This is a genomic window from Sphingomonas sp. DMC8, assembly GCF_056314185.1.
Map to the genome: position 1 here is coordinate 40636 of NZ_JBQUYV010000001.1, position 21598 is coordinate 62233.

At 65.9% G+C, this 21598-nt stretch carries 22 protein-coding genes; 16 read left to right on the plus strand and 6 right to left on the minus strand.

Annotated elements, in window-relative coordinates; translation table 11 throughout:
• Window positions 1-7: 7 nt before the first annotated feature.
• From ACT53K_RS00215 to lnt, 3 genes are all read right to left on the minus strand, one after another.
• Complete coding sequence (locus ACT53K_RS00215; protein WP_476226512.1) at window positions 8-760, minus strand: EAL domain-containing protein; 753 nt, start codon at window positions 758-760, stop codon at window positions 8-10.
• Between the two features lie 158 nt (window positions 761-918).
• Entirely contained in the window at window positions 919-2130 is a 1212-nt protein-coding gene (gene metK, locus ACT53K_RS00220) for a methionine adenosyltransferase (RefSeq protein ID WP_476226513.1), read from the minus strand.
• Window positions 2131-2204: 74 nt separating this feature from the next.
• Window positions 2205-3764 (minus strand): apolipoprotein N-acyltransferase, encoded by a 1560-nt coding sequence (gene lnt / locus ACT53K_RS00225; protein ID WP_476226514.1) that lies wholly within the window; start codon window positions 3762-3764, stop codon window positions 2205-2207.
• A gap of 225 nt (window positions 3765-3989) precedes the next feature.
• Here lnt and ACT53K_RS00230 point away from each other — a divergent pair, with 225 nt between their 5' ends.
• From ACT53K_RS00230 to ACT53K_RS00300, 15 genes are all read left to right on the plus strand, one after another.
• Window positions 3990-4562: a NifU family protein gene (locus ACT53K_RS00230; RefSeq protein WP_476227260.1), complete on the plus strand. Its 573-nt coding sequence runs from the start codon at window positions 3990-3992 to the stop codon at window positions 4560-4562.
• A gap of 45 nt (window positions 4563-4607) precedes the next feature.
• Entirely contained in the window at window positions 4608-5201 is a 594-nt protein-coding gene (locus ACT53K_RS00235) for a malonic semialdehyde reductase (protein WP_476226515.1), read from the plus strand.
• 32 nt (window positions 5202-5233) lie between these two features.
• Window positions 5234-5878 (plus strand): tRNA (adenosine(37)-N6)-threonylcarbamoyltransferase complex dimerization subunit type 1 TsaB, encoded by a 645-nt coding sequence (tsaB, locus tag ACT53K_RS00240; protein ID WP_476226516.1) that lies wholly within the window; start codon window positions 5234-5236, stop codon window positions 5876-5878.
• On the plus strand, window positions 5875-6351 hold the full coding sequence (locus ACT53K_RS00245; protein WP_476226518.1) for a GNAT family N-acetyltransferase: 477 nt from the start codon (window positions 5875-5877) through the stop codon (window positions 6349-6351). The genes tsaB and ACT53K_RS00245 overlap by 4 nt, the downstream gene beginning before the upstream one ends.
• Window positions 6352-6463: 112 nt before the next feature.
• Window positions 6464-6877 carry a Ros/MucR family transcriptional regulator gene (locus ACT53K_RS00250; protein ID WP_476226519.1) on the plus strand — a complete coding sequence of 138 codons (414 nt, stop codon included), beginning with the start codon at window positions 6464-6466 and terminating at the stop codon, window positions 6875-6877.
• A gap of 134 nt (window positions 6878-7011) precedes the next feature.
• A complete protein-coding gene (locus ACT53K_RS00255) occupies window positions 7012-7434 on the plus strand; it encodes a Fur family transcriptional regulator (protein ID WP_026008925.1) in 423 nt (140 codons plus the stop codon).
• Between the two features lie 49 nt (window positions 7435-7483).
• A complete protein-coding gene (locus tag ACT53K_RS00260; RefSeq protein ID WP_476226520.1) occupies window positions 7484-8287 on the plus strand; it encodes a lysophospholipid acyltransferase family protein in 804 nt (267 codons plus the stop codon).
• Between the two features lie 102 nt (window positions 8288-8389).
• Window positions 8390-9691, plus strand: coding sequence for a tRNA (N6-isopentenyl adenosine(37)-C2)-methylthiotransferase MiaB (miaB, locus tag ACT53K_RS00265; RefSeq protein ID WP_476226521.1), 1302 nt, complete (start codon window positions 8390-8392; stop codon window positions 9689-9691).
• Window positions 9692-9892: 201 nt separating this feature from the next.
• Window positions 9893-10900 (plus strand): PhoH family protein, encoded by a 1008-nt coding sequence (locus ACT53K_RS00270; RefSeq protein WP_476226522.1) that lies wholly within the window; start codon window positions 9893-9895, stop codon window positions 10898-10900.
• Between the two features lie 50 nt (window positions 10901-10950).
• Window positions 10951-11199, plus strand: a complete 249-nt coding sequence (locus ACT53K_RS00275) for a type II toxin-antitoxin system VapB family antitoxin (RefSeq protein WP_476226523.1) — start codon at window positions 10951-10953, stop codon at window positions 11197-11199.
• Entirely contained in the window at window positions 11196-11588 is a 393-nt protein-coding gene (locus tag ACT53K_RS00280) for a type II toxin-antitoxin system VapC family toxin (RefSeq protein WP_476226524.1), read from the plus strand. Before ACT53K_RS00275 ends, ACT53K_RS00280 begins: the two co-directional genes overlap by 4 nt.
• Window positions 11588-12097 (plus strand): rRNA maturation RNase YbeY, encoded by a 510-nt coding sequence (gene ybeY, locus ACT53K_RS00285; protein ID WP_476226525.1) that lies wholly within the window; start codon window positions 11588-11590, stop codon window positions 12095-12097. The genes ACT53K_RS00280 and ybeY overlap by 1 nt, the downstream gene beginning before the upstream one ends.
• A gap of 8 nt (window positions 12098-12105) precedes the next feature.
• The gene (locus ACT53K_RS00290; RefSeq protein ID WP_476226526.1) at window positions 12106-13017 is read left to right on the plus strand and encodes a hemolysin family protein; all 912 of its coding nucleotides are present in this window, start codon (window positions 12106-12108) and stop codon (window positions 13015-13017) included.
• 208 nt (window positions 13018-13225) lie between these two features.
• Window positions 13226-15430 carry a catalase/peroxidase HPI gene (gene katG, locus ACT53K_RS00295; protein ID WP_476226527.1) on the plus strand — a complete coding sequence of 735 codons (2205 nt, stop codon included), beginning with the start codon at window positions 13226-13228 and terminating at the stop codon, window positions 15428-15430.
• Between the two features lie 118 nt (window positions 15431-15548).
• On the plus strand, window positions 15549-16934 hold the full coding sequence (locus ACT53K_RS00300; protein ID WP_476226528.1) for a PQQ-dependent sugar dehydrogenase: 1386 nt from the start codon (window positions 15549-15551) through the stop codon (window positions 16932-16934).
• Here the strand turns inward: ACT53K_RS00300 and ACT53K_RS00305 are convergent, their stop codons facing one another.
• The 3 genes from ACT53K_RS00305 to ACT53K_RS00315 are packed head-to-tail and all read right to left on the minus strand — an operon-like array spanning window position 16935 to window position 18541.
• Window positions 16935-17255, minus strand: coding sequence for a polyhydroxyalkanoic acid system family protein (locus ACT53K_RS00305; protein WP_476226529.1), 321 nt, complete (start codon window positions 17253-17255; stop codon window positions 16935-16937).
• The gene (locus ACT53K_RS00310) at window positions 17252-17668 is read right to left on the minus strand and encodes a VOC family protein (protein WP_476226530.1); all 417 of its coding nucleotides are present in this window, start codon (window positions 17666-17668) and stop codon (window positions 17252-17254) included. The genes ACT53K_RS00305 and ACT53K_RS00310 overlap by 4 nt, the downstream gene beginning before the upstream one ends.
• Before the next feature lie 42 nt (window positions 17669-17710).
• A complete protein-coding gene (locus ACT53K_RS00315; protein WP_476226531.1) occupies window positions 17711-18541 on the minus strand; it encodes an aspartyl/asparaginyl beta-hydroxylase domain-containing protein in 831 nt (276 codons plus the stop codon).
• Between the two features lie 183 nt (window positions 18542-18724).
• Here ACT53K_RS00315 and ACT53K_RS00320 point away from each other — a divergent pair, with 183 nt between their 5' ends.
• Entirely contained in the window at window positions 18725-21598 is a 2874-nt protein-coding gene (locus ACT53K_RS00320; RefSeq protein WP_476226532.1) for a M16 family metallopeptidase, read from the plus strand.

Sequence of the window (21598 nt, forward strand, 5' to 3'; positions counted from 1 at the left end):
AGTCGAGTCAGATGGCGGCGGCAGCCTGTTCTATGCGGTGTTCAGGCAGCGCCCCGATCTGGGGCGGCGCGACCAGCTCGCCCTGCGCATAGAAGATGCCGAAACTGCGCAACCGCTGCAACACCGACGGACGCGACACGCCATCGGCGATGATCCGGATGCCGTGCTTGGCGAGGCGCGGTGTCAGCTCCTCCAGCACCAGTCGCCGCGACCAGCTGCCGTCGATTCCGTCGACCAGATCGCAGTCGAGCCGCACCATCGCCGGGCGATAGCGGACACAGGGGGTGAAGCCGACCGGGTCATGGCCCAGCCCGATAAAGGCCGTCAGGCATCCGGCGCGGCGATGGCTGCCGACCAGATCGGCCAGCCGGGGCCCTGAGACATGGGTATAGCCATGGATGGCGAACACGATGCGCTCGGGCGGGAGTCCGCATTTCTTGGCGGCCTGTACCGCCGTGTCGAGCGTTGCCGCCGGCGCATTCGCCTCGCCGACATGGATCGGAATCATCAGCCGGGCGCTCGTGCTCCCCAGGCCCGCTGCCATGGCGTGATGCACGGCGGCGCCCGCCACCCGGCGGTCCAGCTCGGCGTGGCGATCGGCCGGGAGAATGTCGAAGATTTCCTCCCCGCTTTCGCCACCGGGGCCGCGCAGCATCGCCTCATAGGCAAAGGGGCGTGCGCCGACGAGGTCGACGACCGGACGAAAGGCGATGGTGAGGCCTGGCGCCGATGCCGGCCGCGGGCTCGCTACCCGATCCATGTCCTGCTCCTTGCGACGGGCCGTGCGGGCGGCCCAACGACTCTTATAGGGAGCAATACGGAACGGGCGGTTCCGGCCCGTCAAATTGCGCTACCGAAACAAAAAGACCCCGCGCGGCAGTGCCGGCGGAGCCCCTTTGATCGCGAAGCGGTGCGGGATCAGGCGGCGAGCGCGGCCTTCAGATCCTCGACCAGGTCGGTGCGCTCCCAGGGGAAGAAATCGCCCTCGGGCTTGCGGCCGAAATGGCCGTACGCGGCGGTCGGCTGATAGATCGGCTTGTTGAGGCCCAGATGCGTGCGGATGCCGCGCGGGGTGAGGCCGCCCAGCTTCTCGATGCTCTGGATCGCCTGCTCGATCTTGTCGTCGCCGACGGTGCCGGTGCCGTGCGTGTCGACATAGAGCGACAGCGGCTTCGACACGCCGATCGCATAGGCGAGCTGGATCGTGCAGCGCTTGGCAAGGCCGGCCGCGACGATGTTCTTGGCGAGATAGCGGGTGATGTACGCTGCCGAACGGTCGACCTTGGTCGGATCCTTGCCGCTGAACGCGCCGCCGCCATGGGGCGAAGCGCCGCCATAGGTGTCGACGATGATCTTGCGGCCGGTCAGGCCCGCGTCCCCGTCCGGGCCGCCGATTTCGAACGAGCCGGTCGGGTTGATGTGATATTCGGTCGCATCCGACAGCAGTTCGGCCGGGAGCACGTCCGCCACGACCTTCTTCACATAGGCGTGGAGCTCCGCTTCCTTGTCGCCCGTGTCATAGCCCGGCGCATGCTGGGTCGAGACGACGATGGCGGTCGCTGCAACCGGCTTGCCGTTTTCGAAGCGCAGCGTGACCTGGCTCTTGGCGTCCGGCTCGAGGAACGGCGCCGCGCCCGAGTGGCGGTCGGCCGCCATGCGCTCGAGGATCTTGTGGCTGTAGTCGAGCGTCGCCGGCATCAGGTCCGGGGTCTCGTCGCAGGCGAAACCGAACATGATGCCCTGGTCGCCGGCGCCTTCGTCCTTGTTGCCCGAAGCGTCGACGCCCTGCGCGATGTGCGCCGACTGGCCGTGCAGGTTGTTCTCGAAGCGGAAGGTCTGCCAGTGGAAGCCCGACTGCTCATAGCCGATGCGCTTCACCGTCTCGCGGACGGTCTTTTCGATCTCTTCCTGCGCGCCCGGTGCCCAGGCGCCGTTCTCATAGACGCCCTTGCAGCGGATTTCGCCGGCCAGGACGACCAACTGCGTGGTGGTCAGCGTTTCGCAGGCGATGCGGGCTTCGGGATCCTTGGACAGGAACAGGTCGACGATCGAGTCGGAAATCTGGTCCGCGACCTTGTCAGGATGGCCTTCGGAAACCGACTCGGACGTGAAGAGATAGTTGGAACGCATGTAAATTCCTCAGCTTGGGAAAGGATCGCCGGGCCGTTGCCATGCCCATATAAAGCTTTCCTTATATGTGCTCCCTAGCGGGCCAGCCGCCGATTGGCAATCGCGAACAATCCCATAAGTCCCGCAACCAGCAGGACCATCCAGTTGCCGACACGCGAAAACAATGTCGGCGACAGCGGGCGGGGGAGGGGCAGGCGGATCGCGCCGGCCTGACTGGCGGGTACGGTGCCGAGCAGGCGGCCATGGCCATCGATCAGCGCGGAAATGCCGGTGGGGGTCGACCGAAGGATCGGCAGCCCTTCCTCGATCGCGCGCAGCCGTGCCTGCGCCAGATGCTGCGGCGGCCCCCAGCTGCCGAACCAGGCGTCGTTCGAGGGGTTGAACAGGAAATCGGGGCGGTTGGCCGGATCGACGACCTGACCCGAGAAGATGATCTCGTAGCAGATCTGGATGCCGGCCTTGCCGAACCCCGTCACGTCGATCGTGCGGGGGCCGGGGCCGGGCAGGAAATCGACATCACCCATCACCAGCCGGGCAAGGCCCAGCGGCGCGAGCAGCGTGCGCATCGGCAGATACTCACCATAGGGTACCAGATGCGCCTTGTCATAGCGGCCGCCGAGAATCCCTGCCGGATCGAGCGACCAGACCGAGTTGCCGACGCCCTTCAGCCGCTCGTCGGGCCCGAATTCCAGTGCATTGCCGCTGATCAGCGCATGGTCATAGGGGCCGAGCACCGCCGCGATCCGGGCGCGGACAAGCCTTGGATCCTGGCGATACCAGGCGGGCGGATAGCCATCCTCCACCAGATAATCGACCATGCCTTCGGGCCACACCACCAGTCGCGGCAAGGGCCCGGGCTTGCCGCTCAATGCCAGCATCCGCGTGAGAAGATATTCGGCATAATCCGGGCGGCTGACGGCATCCTGGCCGATATTCGGCTGGACGATCACCGCTTCGGTCCCGCTCGCGGTGCTGATGCAGCGGATGCGGTCGCATCGGTCCGACCAGCCGAAATGGAGCGCGAGCAACGCGACGAGCGCGACCCCGGTGGCGCGATACTGACGCTGACTGGCAAGATAGAGGCTGCCGGCGAGCGCAAGGGTCAGTCCCGACAGCGCATAGGTGCCGGTCAGCGTCGCCAGGTTGCGCACGCCCGACACCGGAACCCACAGCGCGCCCACCGGATTCCACGGATAGCCGGTGAAGGCGACACCGCGCAGCCATTCGGTGGCGGTCCAGGCGGCGGCGACCGCCAGCACATAGCCCAGATCGGGCTCGACCCAGCCCGATCGCGGACGGACGGTGCGCGCGAACAGCCATCCCGCCCCGAATGCCAGCGCCGGATAGGCCGCCAGGTACACCGCCAGCAGCACCACCGCGAAATAGCCGAGCACTGGCGGCATCTTGTCCTGGAAATCGAAGGCGTGCTGAATCCAGTTGTCGCCCAGCGTGAAATGGCCGAGCCCGAACAGCCAGCCGCGCAGCAGCGCCGAACGGACGCTGGTTGCGCGATAGACCAGCGCGAACAGGCCCGCGAAACACAGCAGCGCGACCGGCCACCATTCGAGCGGCGCGAATCCGGTCGCGGAAAGGAGACCCAGGAGCAGCGAAGCGGCGAGCGGACGACGAAACATCGCCGGTGGGCCTACACGATACGCGCGGCGAGGGGGAGGTCACTTCGTAAGCTCCTCCCTTGTTGACGGAGATGTCCGAGGTGCCGTTTTCCTCCCGCCCATATGCGATCGCCCTGCTTTTGCAGGGAGGTGCCAAGCGATGCCTTGCCTCAGCTTCTTCGCAGCAACGCACCGTTTCCGCTGCACCCGCTTGATCCCGCGCAAGGACGCGCCCATGTGAGCGCCATGCTGATCGAAACCGAAGCCACGCCCAACCCCGCGACGCTCAAGTTCCTGCCCGGCAGGGTGGTGATGGAGGTCGGCACGCGCGACTTTGCCAGCCCGGAGGAGGCGGAAGCGTCTCCGTTGGCCGAGGCGCTGTTCGGGCTGGGGGATGTTACCGGCGTGTTCTTCGGTCGCGACTTTATTTCGGTCACTGCTGCGCCGGGCGTCGAATGGAGCGGGTTGAAGCCCGATGTGCTCGGCATCCTGCTCGATCATTTCTCGGCCAATATGCCGTTGTTCCGCCAGGGTAGTGCCGGGTTCAGCGTGCCGCCGGAAGGCGCCGATTTCGGAGACAATCCGGAAGACGCCGATATCGTCGCCCAGATCCGCGAACTGATCGACACCCGCATCCGCCCGGCCGTTGCGAATGACGGTGGTGACATCGTCTATCGCGGCTTCGATCAGGGCAAGGTCTATCTGCAGATGCAGGGCGCCTGTTCGGGTTGCCCCTCGTCCACCGCGACGCTGAAGAACGGCATCGAGCAGCTGCTCAAATATTATGTACCCGAAGTGACCGAGGTGCGCGCTATCTGAGCGCGCGCCTCCCATCGCCTTCCCCTCCCCACGAAAGGACTGCCCATGGGCCACCCGCTCGACGATGCTGCGCTCGACACGATCTTCCGCACCGCGCGAACCTATAACGGCTATACCGACGCGCCGGTTACCCAGGCGGACATCGAACGCATCTATGACTTGCTCAAGATGGGGCCGACCTCGGTAAACCAGCAGTCGGCGCGGTTCGTGTGGATCCTGAGCCAGGAAGGCAAGGACAAGCTGGCGAGCTTTGCCAGCGGTGCCAATGCCGACAAGATCCGCAAGGCGCCGGCCAGTGTGATCATCGGCTATGACGTGAACTTCCACGAGCATCTGCCCGAACTCTTCCCGCATGCTCCCGAAGCGAAGGACTGGTTTCCGGACGAGCAGGCGCGCGAAGAACAGGCTTTCCGCAATTCGTCGCTGCAGGGCGCCTATTTCATCATCGCCGCGCGCGCGCTGGGTTTCGACACCGGGCCGATGTCGGGCTTCGACAATGCGGCGGTCGATACCGCCTTCTTTGCCGATCAACCGGGCGTGAAGTCGAACTTCATCTCCACGCTCGGCGTAGGCGATCCGTCGACGATCTTCCCGCGCTCGCCGCGTCCGGCATTCGCACAATTCAACCGGGTGATTTGACCTGCCGGCACTCGATTGGGTAGCGCGGGGCGATGGCTGAATCTCCGCGCACGCTGGTGATCGAAACTGCCACCGCCGCCTGTTCGGTGGCGTTGGTCGAACATGGTGCCGTGGTGGCTGCGGCTCACGAGGTCGTGGGTCGCGGCCATGCCGAACGGTTGATCCCGATGATCGCCGCACTGACCGGTGGCGGGCGTGCGGCGCGCATTCTCGTCGATGTCGGGCCGGGCAGCTTCACAGGCGTGCGCGTGGGGCTGGCGGCGGCACGCGGGCTGGCGATCGGCTGGGGTGCGACGGTCGGCGGCTATTCGTCGCTGGCGCTGATCGCCGCCGCCGCCTTCGCCCGCATTCCGGACTGCGATTCGCTGGCGGTGGTGCTGGAAGGCGGCCACGGCGAAGTCTTTCTCCAGACCTTTGGCGATGCGCCGCTGGCCGCCGATGGGCCGCTCGCCTCGCTCCAACCGGCAGCTGCACTGGCAGCCGTTGCGGCACGGAGGGCGGTGGGCAGCGGCGTACGCCATCTGCTGGCGCTCGATCCCGCCTTGCCTGCCGAAGAGGCCTTGCCCTGTGCCGCAGATGCGGTGCTGCTGCCCGAAGTGCTGGCCACATTGCCGCCCCGGCCGCTCTATGGCCGTGGACCCGATGCCAAGACGCTGGCGGAGCGGGGACTGGCATGAGCGCGCTGCTGCACCAGATCACTTTGCGTGAGGGCGGGGTGCAGGATCTGGGTTCCGTTCAGCGGATCATGCAGCAGGCATTCGACCCAGAATATGGCGAGGCCTGGACCAAGGCGCAGTGCATGGGGATGATGTCGCTTTCCGGCGTCTGGCTCGTCATTGCCAGCATCGACGGCGTCGATTGCGGCTTCGCGCTGGCGCGGGCTATGCTGGACGAGGCCGAATTGCTGCTGCTCGCGACGCTTCCCTCCGTCCGGCGCAGAGGCGTTGGCGGGGCCTTGCTGCGTGCCGTGGTTGCCGAGGCGCGGCACCGCGGCGGCGCCACGATTCACCTGGAGGTGCGGGCGGGGAACGGCGCTGTTATGCTATATCAGCGCGAAGGTTTTGAGAAAGTTGGAGAACGGCCCGGTTATTATCGGGGGAATAGCGGACGGGCTCTGGATGCTTGGACATTCTCCCATAAGCTCATCTAGTTTTTTCTAGAACTTCATGGTGAACGACTTGCCATCGGTTTCAATTCGATCGATAGGAGCGTGCAGGGGACAAGCTATAGTCACCACCTAAAACGGGTCGAAAGGAAACAAGATGGAAGCCGCTTCCGACATTCAGGAAACGCTCGTTGCGCTCACTGCCGATATTGTTGCAGCCCATGTTAGTAATAATAGTGTCGCAGTCTCTGACCTTCCCCTGCTGATCCAGAATGTCCATGGGGCGCTGAGTGGCCTGGGCGATGTCGCCGCCGAGCCCGAAGTAAAGCAGGAGCCGGCCGTTTCGATCCGTGCTTCGGTGAAGCCGGACTACATTGTCTGCCTGGAAGACGGCAAGAAGCTGAAGATGCTCAAGCGCCATCTGATGACGCATTATCAGATGACCCCAGAGCAGTATCGCGCCAAGTGGAATCTGCCTGCAGATTATCCGATGGTCGCACCGAATTACGCTGAGCAGCGCCGCAGCCTCGCGAAGAAGATCGGCCTGGGTACCAAGCGTCGCAAGCGCTGATCCCGGTCCATAAAGGATCGAAGGCTTATGGAACGCCGGCGGATCGCTTCCGCCGGCGTTTTGCGTATCGCCAAACGGCGGCGCACCGAAAGCCCGCCCTTTCCCCGGCTGCCCAATGGCGTTACAGGAAGGCCATGTCTCGCAAGATCGATCTCGAAGCGCTGTGCCACGAAAAGGGACTGCGCATCACCGAACAGCGCAAGGTGATCGCGCGCGTGCTTTCCGATGCGGACGATCATCCGGACGTCGAAAAAGTCTATGAGCGCGCGGCCGCGATCGATCCGGGCATCTCGATCGCGACGGTCTATCGCACGGTGCGGCTGTTCGAAGAGGCGGGTATTCTCGATCGTCATGATTTCGGTGATGGTCGCGCCCGCTACGAACCCGCGCCCGAGGCGCATCACGACCATCTGATCGATGTCGAATCGGGCAAGGTGATCGAGTTCGTCGATCCCGAACTGGAATTGCTGCAGAAGCAGATTGCGGAGCGCCTGGGTTTCCGCTTGGTCGATCACCGCATGGAGCTGTACGGGGTTGCGCTCGATCGCAAGAACTGAGCGGGCCGCGCAGCGCCGCGAAGAAGCGGCGCAGGGTCTTGCCACGAAATTGACGGCACCGGAAATCGTCCGCCTCTGGCTCCGCATCGCGGGGCTGGTCTTGGCGCTAATGGTGCATCTGCCGATGCATTATCTGTTCCGGCTGCTGCGCCTGCCTTCGCCCTGGCCGCGATTTTTCCTGGGCAGCGCGGCGCGGATCTGCGGCGCGCGCGTCAGGTGCGTCGGCACGCCGCTGAAGCGGGACGTCTTCTATATTTCCAACCATTTGAGCTGGATCGACATTCTGGCGCTGGGCGGGGCGAGCGGCACTGCCTTTGTCGCCAAGGCGGAAATCGGCACCTCGCCGCTGGTGGGCTGGCTCGCCGGGCTCAACCGCACGGTTTATGTGAAGCGCGAAAACCGGATGGGGGTTGCCGAACAGATCAACCAGCTGCGCGATGCGCTGACGGAGAACTGGGCGATCACCGTCTTTCCGGAAGGCACGACCACCGATGGCAAGTCGCTGCTGCCGTTCAAGACGCCGATGCTGCGCGTGCTGGAGCCGCCGCCGCCGGGCGTGATGGTGCAGCCGGTGATGCTCCATTACGGCGCCGCGGGCGAGGACATCGCCTGGATCGGCCAGGAACGCGGGCTCAACAACGCCAAGCGGGTGCTCGCGCGCAAGGGACGGTTCCGGCTGAAGGTGCACTTCCTCGAACCGTTCGATCCGCGCGACTTCCCCGGCCGCAAGGCGATCGCGGCGGAAAGCCGGCGGCGGATCGAGGCGGCACTGGTCGGCGCGCTGCACCATCCGCTCCGCCCGTTCCGCTTCGCGCACGAAGCGATCGGGTACAAGGAGCCGGCAGGCGGGTAAGTCCGGCTTTTCGATCAGCTTTCCTCTCCCGCTTGCGGGAGGGGAGAGTCCGCGCCGGGGGGCTACAGTTCTCCGCCGTTTGCGCGTATAGGCGCGCCGATCATGACCACCCCCAAAACCTATCACGTCAAGTCGTACGGCTGCCAGATGAACGTCTATGACGGCGAGCGCATGGGCGAGCTGATGGCTGCCCAGGGCCTTGTCGCGGCCGAAGCCGATCAGGCCGATCTCGTCGTACTCAACACCTGTCACATCCGCGAGAAGGCGACCGAGAAGGTCTATTCGGAGATTGGCCGGCTGAAGCTGCGCGAAAGCGGCAAGCCGATGATCGCGGTTGCCGGCTGCGTCGCGCAGGCCGAAGGGGAGGAGATCGCCCGCCGCGCCAAGGTGGACGTGGTGGTGGGGCCACAGGCCTATCACAACCTGCCCGATCTCGTCGCGCGCGCGGCCGAGGGGCAATTGGGCCTCGACACCGACATGCCGGTCGACAGCAAGTTCGGCCGCCTGCCCGCCCGCCGCAAGGTGGGTCCCAGCGCGTTCCTGACGGTGCAGGAAGGCTGCGACAAATTCTGCACCTATTGCGTGGTGCCCTATACGCGCGGCGCCGAAGTAAGCCGGCCGTTCGCGGCGATCGTCGACGAGGCAAAGGCACTGGTCGATGCCGGCGCGCGCGAAATCACGCTGCTCGGCCAGAACGTCAACGCCTGGGGCGATGATGACGGCCGGGGGCTGCACGACCTGATCATCGCACTCGACCGGATCGAGGGGCTGGCGCGCATCCGCTATACCACCAGCCATCCCAACGACATGGCCGACGGGCTGATCGAGGCGCATGCGCATGTGCCCAAGCTGATGCCGTTCCTGCACCTGCCGGTACAGGCGGGCAGCGACCGCATCCTGAAAGCAATGAACCGCAGCCACACGCGCGATTCCTACCTGCGCATTCTGGAGCGGGTACGCGCGGCGCGGCCGGACATTGCGCTGTCGGGCGACTTCATCGTCGCCTTTCCGGGCGAGACCGAGGCCGAGTTCGAAGAGACGCTGCAGCTGGTGGACGCGGTCGGCTATGCCCAGTGCTTCAGCTTCAAATATTCGCCGCGTCCTGGCACGCCGGCGGCCGAGCTGGTCGAGCAGTTCCTGCCCGCCGAAGTCGCCGACGAACGGCTGCAGCGGCTGCAGGCGGCGCTCAACCGCGACCAGCTGGCGTTCAATCAGGCGAGCGTCGGCAAGACCTGTGATCTGCTGATCGAACGTAGGGGGCGCCATCCCGGCCAGATGATCGGCAAATCGCCCTGGCTGCAATCGGTCCATCTCGAAACCGACGCGGCGGTCGGCGATATGGTGTCGGTGGAAATCGTCAGCGCAGGCCCCAACTCGCTGGCTGGTAGGATCATCGTGGACTGATGTGGGCGGGCGGCGATTGTCGCCTGCGCGTCACACCTTGGCACTATAGCGGTTGCGGGGTCATCTCCCCCCTGTGCAGTCGCGATTTCCTCTGTCATCCTCCTTCCCTATCATGCGCCAAGGAACCTCCGCACCATGTCAAGGTTTGCCCCGCCAGGGGCGCATGATTCGCGCAACCGCCCCCAGCATCGAAAGGACCGCATGAGCCGCAAGCCTGTCCCCGCCCAGTCCGGCGAACGTTCCCGGGTCGAGGTGAATTTCGACAAGCCCCAGCTCCTGCCGCAGCTATTCGGTGAGTTCGATGCAAACCTGCTGATGCTCGAGGAGCGGCTGGGCGTGTACATCCATGCGCGCGGCCAGCGGGTAGTGATCGAGGGCACGGCCGAAGCCGTCGCCCATGCCCGCGAAGTGCTGCAGGAACTGCACAGCCGCGTGATCAGAGGCGAGGATGTCGATGGCGGGTTGATCGACGCGGTCATCGCCATGTCGAGCGAGCCCATGTTCACCGGCATTGTCCGGGCGGAGCCGACCGGCAACGCAGCGCCGCCGTCGATCATGATCCGTACCCGCAAGAAGACGATCGTGCCGCGTTCGGTGACGCAGACGCATTATATGCGCGAGCTGGCGTCGAACGATCTGATCTTCGCGCTGGGGCCGGCGGGTACCGGCAAGACCTATCTGGCGGTGGCGCAGGCGGTTGCGCAGCTTATTTCGGGCAGCGTCCAGCGGCTGATCCTGTCGCGTCCCGCGGTGGAGGCGGGCGAGCGGCTGGGTTTCCTGCCCGGCGACATGAAGGAGAAGGTCGATCCCTATCTCCGCCCGATTTACGACGCGCTCTATGACTGCCTGCCCGCCGAACAGGTCGAGCGGCGAATCGCCTCGGGCGAGATCGAAATCGCGCCGATCGCCTTCATGCGCGGGCGGACGCTGGCCGAGGCGTTCGTGATCCTCGACGAGGCGCAGAACACCACGCCGATGCAGATGAAGATGTTCCTTACCCGCTTCGGCCAGGGCAGCCGAATGGTGATCTGCGGCGACCCGAACCAGACCGACCTTCCCGGCGGGCCGGCCGCATCGGGCCTGAACGACGCGGTCAACCGGCTGGAGGGCGTCGAGGGCATCTCGATGGTGCGCTTCGGCGTGGGCGACGTGGTGCGCCACCCGATCGTCGGGCGAATCGTCGCCGCCTATGAGGGCGGGGCGGGTTGAAGGACGGGATATCCTGATCTATATTGAGGATATCCCAGCGGAGACGTGGTGTGGCATCCCTCTACATCAAAGACAGCGAAACGAGCGAGCGGGTGAGCCGCCTTGCAAGCCGCTTAGGCCTGTCCAAGACCGAGGCGGTCCGGCGGGCGGTTGAGGCGCTGGAGCAGAATAGTCACGAGGACAAGCTTTCGCGCGCGCGCGCGTGGCTAGAGCGATTCGACGCGCGCTTTCCCACGCCCGAACCCCGCGAGATTGCGATCGACAAGGCGTTTTTCGACGCGCTCTCCGGCGACCTGTGACGCTGTTCGTCGATGCGTCCGCTGCCATCGCCATTCTCGGCGGGGAGCCCGAGCGCGATACGATGATGGCCCGGCTGCTTGATGAGGATGCGATCTGGTCCCCAGTCGCGCGATGGGAGACGATAATAGGGTTGCACAAGTCGTACAGGCTGACCTTGCCCGAGGCTACGCAGCGCGCCTTCGCTTTTTCCGAAGAACTGCGCATTCGCATCGTCGCGATAGGCGAGCAGGAAGCCGATCTGGCGCTGCGTAGTTACGCCGTTTACGGTAAGGGCGTGCACCCGGCTGCGCTCAACATGGGCGATTGCTTCGCCTATGCGTGCGCCGTCGCGAACAACGCCAGGCTGCTCTACAAGGGAAATGACTTTGTCCAGACGGACCTCGCCTGATGCTTGATGTTGCCGCCCTGCCCGAATCCCCCTGGCCTGAGGGCGATTGGGAAGCGCTTGCCGTGCGCGCGGCCGAGGCGGCGATGGCCGAGACGCCCTATGCCGAATGGCGCGACTGGCCGACGACGATCGAAGTCGCGGTGCGCTTCACCAGCGACGACGAAGTCCACAGCCTCAACCGCCAGTATCGCGACAAGGACAAGCCGACCAACGTGCTGTCCTTCCCGATGATCCAGCCCGATCTGCTCGATGCGGTGACGCAGAACAGCGATGATGGCGAAGTATTGCTGGGCGATATCGTGCTGGCGCATGGCGTCTGTACCGCCGAAGCCGCCGAAAGGGGCATTTCCGTCGAGGCGCATGCCACGCATCTGATTGTCCATGGCATGCTGCATCTGCTAGGATATGACCATATGGGGGATGCCGAGGCAGAAGCGATGGAGGCGATGGAGCAGGCCGCGATGGCTGCCCTGAACCTGCACGACCCCTATCCCGTACGCGAGGATTGACGACCAACATGCCCGAGGGCCCCAGTACCGGCTCGCCTGAACCCCGACACGAAAATGGCGGCATATGGCGCAGCTTGCGCGCACTCCTGTTCGGCGAGGAACAGGAAGAAACGCTGCGCGAGCGCCTGGAAGAAGCCATTGAAGAGCATGAGAGCGATGGCCGCCGCGGGCCGGCGGGCGATCTGGCGCCGATCGAGCGGCAGATGCTCAAGAATCTGCTGCATTTCGGTGAGCGCGATGCTGGCGATGTCGGCGTACCGCGCGCCGACATTATCGCCGTAGAGGAACAGACCAGCTTCGCCGATCTGGTCCAGCTCTTTGCCGAAGCGGGGCATAGCCGGTTGCCGGTGTATCGTGAGGAACTCGATACGATCATCGGCATGGTCCATATCAAGGACGTGTTCGAGATACTGGCAAAGGGCGTGCCGCATCCGCCGACGATCGCCGCGCTGATTCGCCAGCCGCTTTATGTGCCGCAATCGATGGGCGCGCTCGACCTGCTCGCGCAGATGCGGGTGAAGCGGACGCATCTTGCGGTCGTGCTCGACGAATATTCGGGCACCGAGGGGCTGATCACGATCGAGGATCTGATCGAGGAAATCGTCGGCGAGATCGAAGACGAGCATGATGAGGCGCCCGCGGCGCTGATCGTGCCGATCGATGGCGGCGGCTGGGAAGCCGATGCCCGCGCCGAGCTGGAGGATGTCGCCGAGACTGTCGATCCCCGGCTGGGCGAGGTCGAGGAGGATGTCGACACGATCGGCGGCCTCGCCTTCGTGCTGGCCGGCCATGTGCCCGAAGTGGGCGAATGCCTGGAACATGACAGCGGCTGGAAGCTAGAAGTGATCGACGCCGATGCGCGTAAGGTCAACCGGCTGCGGCTCCATCCGCCGCATGTCCCCGCCGAGGATGCTGCCTGAGGCCATGCGCGCCGGGGCGCGCCTGATATAGGTTCGATTTTTCGCATGGTTTGACGGGACAGGTGGGGCCGCATCCGCGGCCACGTCACCCTCTGGCGTAGCGAATTGCTTGCTCGATCGATCACTGTGGGGAAACTAATCGATTTCTCCGATTGGCGTGGGGCTGGCATGGTCGCGGCAGAACTCATCGCTCGTTGGAGATGCTCGCATGAACGCCGAATCGAAATGCCCGATGCATGGTGGCAAGATGGACGGTAACGCCGTCCTGTTCGAAATGACCAACCGGACCTGGTGGCCGAACCAGCTCGACCTGAGCGTCCTCCACCCGAACCCGCCCGCCGGCGACCCGATGGGCGCCGATTTCGATTATGTCGCCGCATTCCAGACGCTCGATCTGGCGGCGGTAAAGGCGGACATCTTCGCGCTGATGACTGATTCGCAGGCCTGGTGGCCGGCAGATTTCGGCCATTACGGCCCGTTGTTCATCCGCATGGCGTGGCACAGCGCCGGCACCTACCGTATCGGCGACGGGCGCGGCGGCGCCGGGTCGGGCACGCAGCGTTTCGCGCCGCTCAATTCCTGGCCGGACAATGCCAATCTCGACAAGGCGCGGATGCTGCTGTGGCCGATCAAGCAGAAATACGGCCGGGCCTTGTCCTGGGCCGACCTGCTGATCCTGGCCGGCAATTGCGCGCTCGAATCGATGGGTTTCAAGACCGCCGGTTTCGGCGGCGGCCGCGCCGATGTGTGGGAGCCGGAGCGCGACGTGAACTGGGGTCCGGAACGCGAATGGCTGCAGACCAGCGAAAAGCCGGGCGGCCGCTATTCGGGCGAGCGCGACCTCGCCAATCCGCTGGCGGCGGTGCAGATGGGCCTCATCTACGTCAATCCGGAAGGCCCGGATGGCAACCCCGATCCGCTGCTCGCTGCGCACGACATCCGCGAGACCTTCGCGCGCATGGCGATGAATGACGAGGAGACGGTTGCGCTGATCGCCGGCGGACACACCTTCGGCAAGGCCCATGGTGCTGCCGATCCGAGCAAATATGTCGGGCCGGAGCCGGAAGGCGCGGGCATCGAGATGCAGGCGCTTGGCTGGGCCAATGGCTATGGCACAGGCAATGGCGGCGATACGATCACCAGCGGGCTGGAAGTCACCTGGACCGAAACGCCGACCCAGTGGGGCAACGGCTTCTTCAAGAACCTGTTCGAATACGAATATGAACTCACCAAGAGCCCGGCCGGCGCGCACCAGTGGGTTGCCAAGGATGCGGCCGAGGTGATCCCCGACGCGCATGATCCGTCGAAGAAGCACCGTCCGACGATGCTGACGACTGACCTGTCGCTCCGCTTCGACCCGATCTACGGACCAATCTCGCGGCGCTTCTACGAGAACCCCGATCAGTTCGCCCATGCCTTTGCCGAGGCCTGGTACAAGCTGACCCACCGCGACATGGGGCCGCATGCCCGGTTGAAGGGACCGGAAGTGCCGGCCGAGCCGCGGCTGTGGCAGGATCCGGTGCCGCTGGTCGATCACCCGCTGATCGACGCGGAGGATGCTGCTGTGCTGAAGGCGGAAGTCCTCGCCTCGGGTCTGTCGATCGCCCGGCTGGTGAAGACCGCCTGGGCCTCGGCGAGCACCTATCGCGGCACCGATCGGCGCGGCGGCGCCAATGGCGCGCGCATCCGGCTCGCGCCGCAAAAGGACTGGGCCGTGAACGAGCCCGCCGAGCTGGCCAAGGCGCTGTCCGTGCTGGACGGCATCCAGGCGAAGTTCAACGCGGCGCAGACCGGCGGCAAGAAAGTGTCGCTTGCCGACCTGATCGTGCTCGCTGGCGACGGGGCGGTGGAAGCGGCGGCGAAGCAGGCGGGCCATAGCCTGGCGCTGCCCTTCACGCCCGGCCGGACCGACGCCAGCGCCGAGCAGACCGATGCGCACAGCTTCGCACCGCTGGAACCGGTGATCGACGGGTTCCGCAATTATGCGGGCCGGACGAGCAGCTATTCGGCCGAGGAACTGCTGGTCGACCGCGCGGCGCTGCTGACGCTGACTGCGCCGGAAATGACCGTGCTGGTGGGCGGGCTGCGTGTGCTGGGCGCCAATCATGGCGACAGCAAGCACGGCGTGTTCACCGATCGTCCGGGCGTGTTGACCAACGACTTCTTCCGCAACCTGCTCGCCACCAGCTTCACGGCGAAATGGGAAGCGCAAGGGGACGGCAGCTTCGTCGCGAAGGACCGTGCGAGCGGCGAGGCCAAGTGGACCGGTACCCGCGTCGACCTGATCTTCGGCGCCAATTCGCAACTGCGCGCACTGGCCGAAGCCTATGCCACCGACGATGCCGAAGCGGCCTTCGTCGCGGCGTTCGGCAAGGCGTGGAGCAAGGTGATGCACGCCGATCTGGTGCGGTAAGTGCTCAGACCGTCACCCTCGCCCTCCTATCGCCCGAAGCGGTGGGACGGGCGAAGGTGATCGTCCTTGCAGCGAATCCGCATTGGCTTCGCTTCGCCCTCGCCCTATCGGTGGCACCATGCTCAAGCGTATTCTGATCGCCCTCGGCATTCTCGTCGTCGCCGGCGCTGCCACCCTCTATTATCTCAGCCGGCCCGATGTGGCGCAGCTCAGCGAAGGAGCCGTCACCGGCCGCGACCCGCAACTGAGCGATCCCCGCTATCAGAGCGTGCCGACCATCGGCGTCGCCAAGGCGGTGGGCTGGCAGAATGGTGCAAAACCGAAGCCCGCCGCCGGGCTCCAGGTCGCCGCCTTCGCCGACAAGCTCGATCATCCGCGCTGGCTCTATCAGTTGCCCAACGGCGACATTCTCGTGGCCGAAACAAACTCGCCGCCCCGCCAGGTGGGTGGGATCACCGGCTGGGTGATGGGGATGCTGATGGACAAGGCCGGCGCCGGCGTCCCTTCGGCAAACCGCATCACGCTGCTGCGGGACAGCGACGGCGACGGCGTGGCGGATGTGCGCAGCACCTTCCTCACCGGCCTCAACTCTCCCTATGGCATGGCGCTGGCGGGCGGCTGGCTCTATGTCGCCAATACCGACGCGCTGGTCCGCTATCCGTACAAGGAAGGCGAGACCAAGATCGCTGCCAAGCCCGAAAAGATTCTGTCGCTCCCCGGTGGCGGCAATCACTGGGCGCGCAATGTCGTGGTCGGGAATGACGGCAAGACGCTCTATGTCAGCATCGGTTCTTCGTCGAACATCGCCGAAGACGGGCTCGAGGCCGAAGGCCCGATCTACAGCGCGGAAACACCCGGGCAGATGGCCGCTGCCGCGCAGCAGACCGGCAATCGCGCGGTCATTCTGGAAGTGAACCCGGATACCAAGCGCAGCCGCGTCTTCGCCTGGGGTATTCGCAATGCCAATGGCATGGCGTTCGAACCCAGCACCGGCGCATTGTGGGCCGTCGTCAACGAACGCGACATGCTCGGCTCCGACATGCCGCCCGACTATCTCAGCCGCGTCGATCTGGGCGCCTTCTTCGGCTGGCCCTGGCAATATTGGGGCGGCTATGAAGACAAGCGCGTCGAACCCGGCCGGCCGGATCTGCGCGAATATGTCCGTCGGCCCGATTTCGCGCTGGGAGCGCATACGGCGCCGCTGGGCCTGACCTTTGCCGATGGTGCCCGTCTTGGCCCGGCCTATGCCAAGGGTGCCTTTATCGGCGAGCACGGCTCGTGGAACCGCCAGCCGCTTTCGGGCTACAAGGTCGTCTTCGTCCCGTTCGGCGACAATGGCTTTCCGAAGCGTGATGCCAAGCCGGTCGACGTGCTGACCGGCTTCCTCGACGCCAAGGGCAATGCGCAGGGGCGCCCGGTCGGCGTCATCACCGGCGCCGGCGGCGCGCTGCTGGTGGCGGACGATGTCGGCAATGTGATCTGGCGGGTCAGCGCCAGTCGCTAACTACCGGTCCTGGGCCTGGGCGAGCAGCCTGGGCCCGTCCTGTTCCAGCTTGCTGCGCAGCATGCCCGCGAACAGCCCCAGCATGCCGGGCAGCGCGACTTCGACATGGACATGCGCCTCGGCGACATCGATCCGCCCGGTAACGGTCTGCCCCATCGCGGTCACGACGAGGTGCAGGCTGTCGCCTTCCCAGCGATGCTCGACTGCGCCCCCGCCGGGGATCTTCTCCGCGAGCCGGCCGATCTTGCCCTCGATCCGCGCGCGCGCCCCGGCACGACCGAGCTGGTGAGGAATGTCGACGCTGACGGGCATGCCGCTCATTTCGCGAACAACATGGAGTCGTCGGCGAAGGCCTTGAACTCCAGCGCATTGCCGCTGGGGTCGCGGAAGAACATCGTCGCCTGTTCGCCCACCTGCCCCTGGAAGCGGATGTGCGGCGCGATGCCGAACGCGATTCCGGCAGCGGCCACCCGGTCGGCCAGCGCCTGCCAGTCGGCCATGGTCAGCACCACGCCGAAATGCGGCACCGGCACGTCGTGCCCGTCGACGGCATTCTCCACCACGACCGGCTTCGCCGCAGGATCGAGATGCGCGACGATCTGATGGCCGAACAGGTCGAAGTCGATCCACTGATCGGACGAACGCCCCTCGGGGCAGCCGAGCACGTCGCCATAAAAGGCGCGCGCCGCCGCAAGGTCATGGACCGGAAAGGCGAGGTGAAAGGGGCGAAGCATGGGCAAGGGCTTAGCCAAGCCGACGCGCCCCGGCAACGCGGCTCAGTCCTCGATCGACTTCCACCGCCGCACGCTGCGCGTGCGGGCAAGGATGCGCGCCGAACGCTGCAGCAGGCGGAGCAGACCATCCGCCAGCCACCGCCCCGGCGCCCGCAGCGGGCGGCGGAACTGGACCACCAGCACGACGCGATGATGGCTGCTGTCGTTCCACAATTCGTGCGGATAGCTGTCGTCGAACAGCAGCGTTTCACCCTCCGCCCAGCGCACCGTCCGGCGATCGATGCGCATCCGCACATCGCCGTCGCGCGGCACGATCAGCCCCAGATGGCAGGTAATCAGCCCTTTGGTGACGCCGCGATGCACCGGCACATGCGTGCCCGGCGCCAGCACCGCAAAACAGGCGCTGTTGAGGCCGGGAATCTGTTCCACCAGCCGGCTGGTTTCGGGGCAACGCGCGCAATGTGCGTCGATACGGTGGCCATAGCCCCACAGGAAGAAGCTGCGCCAGCGGCTGTCAGGTGCCAGGGCGCGCGGATCGGGCGACGTGCCCGGCCGGCTTTGCAGCGCGACGGCGATCGCCTCTTCGCGGACAGCACGCCATTGGTCGCGTAGCGTTGCGGTCCAGGCGAAATCGCGCACGTCCAGCACCGGTGCGGTGGAGACGCACGATGCCGCGGCAATCGGTCGGTCGAAGAAGCGCGCCAGCAGCCGTGCGAAGCGGATCGTCCGCGAGTCGCCACGGACAGGTTGTGCGCCCCCGTCCGGAGCAGCGGCGGCAGCAATCACGGCCAGCGCGGGCGCAGGCGCGGCGCGCGCGGCCAGTGCCGCTACGCCATCTTTGCCTGTCTCGCCCCGTCTCGACCTGGACTGCACGCCGAATCACCTCAGAAACTTCCTGTCACGACGCTTGCGGTGCTGCGACGCAACATCTCCCCGCGCCCGGTTTATTCCCCCACTTGGGTCCAAAACATGGCACTGCCGCGGTAAGTTATGGCGTACAGCCGGCAGAAAGGTTCGCGGTGGCAAGCAACGCAACTCCCCTCTAGAAAGGGCTTCATGCTGTCTTTCCTGCGCGCGCCGCGCTTCGCTCCGCTCTTCCTCGCGCTGCTCGTCCCGACGCTGCCCGCGCCGGCACAGGCCCAGACCCAGCCCGGGGTTGTCCAGACCGCCGACGACCCCTGGCTCTACAAGGGCAGCGACCTTGTCCATGACGACAAGTGGAAGTTCGGGCGGCTGTCGAACGGGCTGCGTTATGCAGTGCGCAAAAACGGCGTGCCCCCGGGGCAGGTGTCGATCCGCGTGCGGATCGATGCCGGCTCGCTGATGGAACAGGATTCGGAGCGCGGCTTCGCCCATCTGCTCGAACACCTGACCTTCCGCGGATCGGTGCACGTGCCCGACGGCGAATCGAAGCGGGTGTGGCAGCGGCTGGGCGTGACCTTCGGGTCGGACAGCAATGCCAGCACGACTTTCATCAGCACGACCTACAAGCTCGACTTGCCCAATGCGACGCCGGCCGGGCTGGACGAAAGCTTCAAGATCCTGGCGGGCATGATGTCCGGCCCGCTGATCAACGCACAGTCGCTGGGGGCGGAGCGTCCGGTGGTGCTGGCCGAAGGACGCGAACAGCCCGCCCCGCAGAAGCGGATGCAGGATGCGCTCTATGACCTGATCTTCGCCGGCCAGCCGCTTGCTGACCGCGAGCCGATTGGCACCGTGGCGACGCTCAATGCTGCCACGCCGGCAATGGTTCAGGCCTTTCATGACCGCTGGTATCGCCCCGAGCGCGCCACGGTCATCGCGATCGGCGATGTCGATCCTGCGATGCTGGAGGCGCTGATCCAGCGCTATTTCTCCGACTGGAAGGGCGTCGGCCCGGCGCCGCAGACGCCAGATTTCGGCAAGCCCATGCCCAACCACCCGGTTGCCGCCAGCATCGTCGAGCCGGCGGTGCAGCCGATGGCGCTGATGGCGATCGTGCGGCCCTGGACCGTCTATGCCGACACGGTGATCTTCAACCAGAAGCGCATGGTCGATCTGGTCGCGATTCGCGTGCTCAACCGGCGGCTGGAATCAAAGGCGCGGGCAGGCGCCTCGTTCATCGCCGCCGGCGCCGACCTCGACGACATCGCCCGCTCCGCCAATGTGACGACGCTGTCGGTGCTGCCGGCAACCGACGACTGGCAGGCGGCGCTGCGCGACGTGCGGGCGATGGTAGCGGCGGCGGCGGCCGCACCGCCGACCCAGGCCGAAATCGACCGCGAGCTGGCCGAGATCGATGCCGTGATGCGCAACCGCATCTCGACCGCGCCGGTGGAGGCCGCCGCTTCGATCGCCGACGATCTGGTCCAGGCCGTCGACATCAACGAAACGGTGACGACGCCCGAGGCGTCCTACGCCATCTTCAAGGGCGCGGTGGCGCAGAAGATGTTCACGCCCGCCGCCGTGCAGGCATCGGCCAAGAAAGTGTTCGAGGGCGTGGCGGTACGGGCGCTGGTCAACACCCATGTGCCCGATCCCGATGTCACGTCGAAGGTCGCGGCGGCGCTGCAGGCCGATGTGAAGGCGGCCGTCACCAAGCGCCGGGCGCTCAATGTCCGCTTCGACCAATTGCCGAAGCTGGGTGCATCCGGGAAGGTGGCCAGCCGCACCCGGATCGACCCCGATCTCGAACTGGACGAAGTCGTGTTCGCCAATGGCGTGCGCCTGCTGATGCGTGAGGATTCCTCCGAAGTCGGCAAGGTCTGGGTGAATGTCCGCTTCGGCGGCGGCCTGCGCGCGATGCCGACCGACCACCGTACCCCGGCCTGGGCCGGCGGCACGGCGCTGATGGCGAGCGGCATCGGCAAGTTCGGGCAGGAAGAACTCGATGCGCTGACCGGCAGCCGCCAGATCGGGCTTGGCTTCGACATTGGCGACGATGCCTTCACCTTCCAGGCGCAGACCAACAAGGAAGACCTGGCCGATCAGCTGCGCCTGTTCGCCACCAAGCTGGCGGCGCCGGGCTGGGATCCGCAGCCGGTGCTGCGCGCCAAGGCGGCGACGCTGGCGGCCTATGCCGGCCTGTCCGCGTCGCCCGATGCGGTGTTGGGGCGCGATCTCGACGCGCTGCTTCACAATGGCGATCCGCGCTGGGGCCTGCCCAGCCGCGAGGAAGTGGCGGCGCTGACGCCGGCCGCCTTCCGCGCCTTTTGGGAGCCGATACTCAAGACCGGGCCGATCGAAGTGGAAGTGTTCGGCGACATGAAGGCCGACGCGACCGTGAAGGCGGTTGCCGAAAGCTTCGGCGCGCTGACGGCGCGGGCGCCGGTGATCCTGAACGCTGCCCCCGCGCGTTTCCCGGCGCATGACGACAAGCCGGTGGTGCGCACCCATACCGGCGCCGCCGATCAGGCTGCGGCGGTGATTGCCTGGCCGACCGGCGGCGGCAGCGCGGGCATTGCCGAAGGGCGCAAGCTCGACGTGCTGGCAGCCGTGTTCCGCGACCGGCTGATCGACCAGCTGCGCAGCCAGGCGGGGGTCAGCTATTCGCCCAATGTGATGAGCGACTGGCCGGTGGGCATGCCCGGCGGCGGCAAGTTCATGGCACTGGGCATGGTGCCGCCGGACAAGACCGGCTTCTTCTTCCAGCTGGCACGCAGCATCGCGGCCGATCTGGTCGCCAAGCCGATCGACGCCGACGAGCTCAATCGCTCGCTCACGCCGCTGAAACAGATGCTGCTGCGCCAGTCGAGCGGCAACCGCTTCTGGATGGGGTTGGTGGAAGGCGGCAGCCAGGATCGTGCCCGCATTGCCGCGATGCGCGATCTGGGTCGCGACTATGGCAGCGTGACGCCCGAGGAACTGCAGGCGCTGGCGACCAAATATCTGCGGCCGGAAAAGGACTGGTCGATGGTGGTGCTGCCCGAAAAGGCGGACGGGGCGAAATAA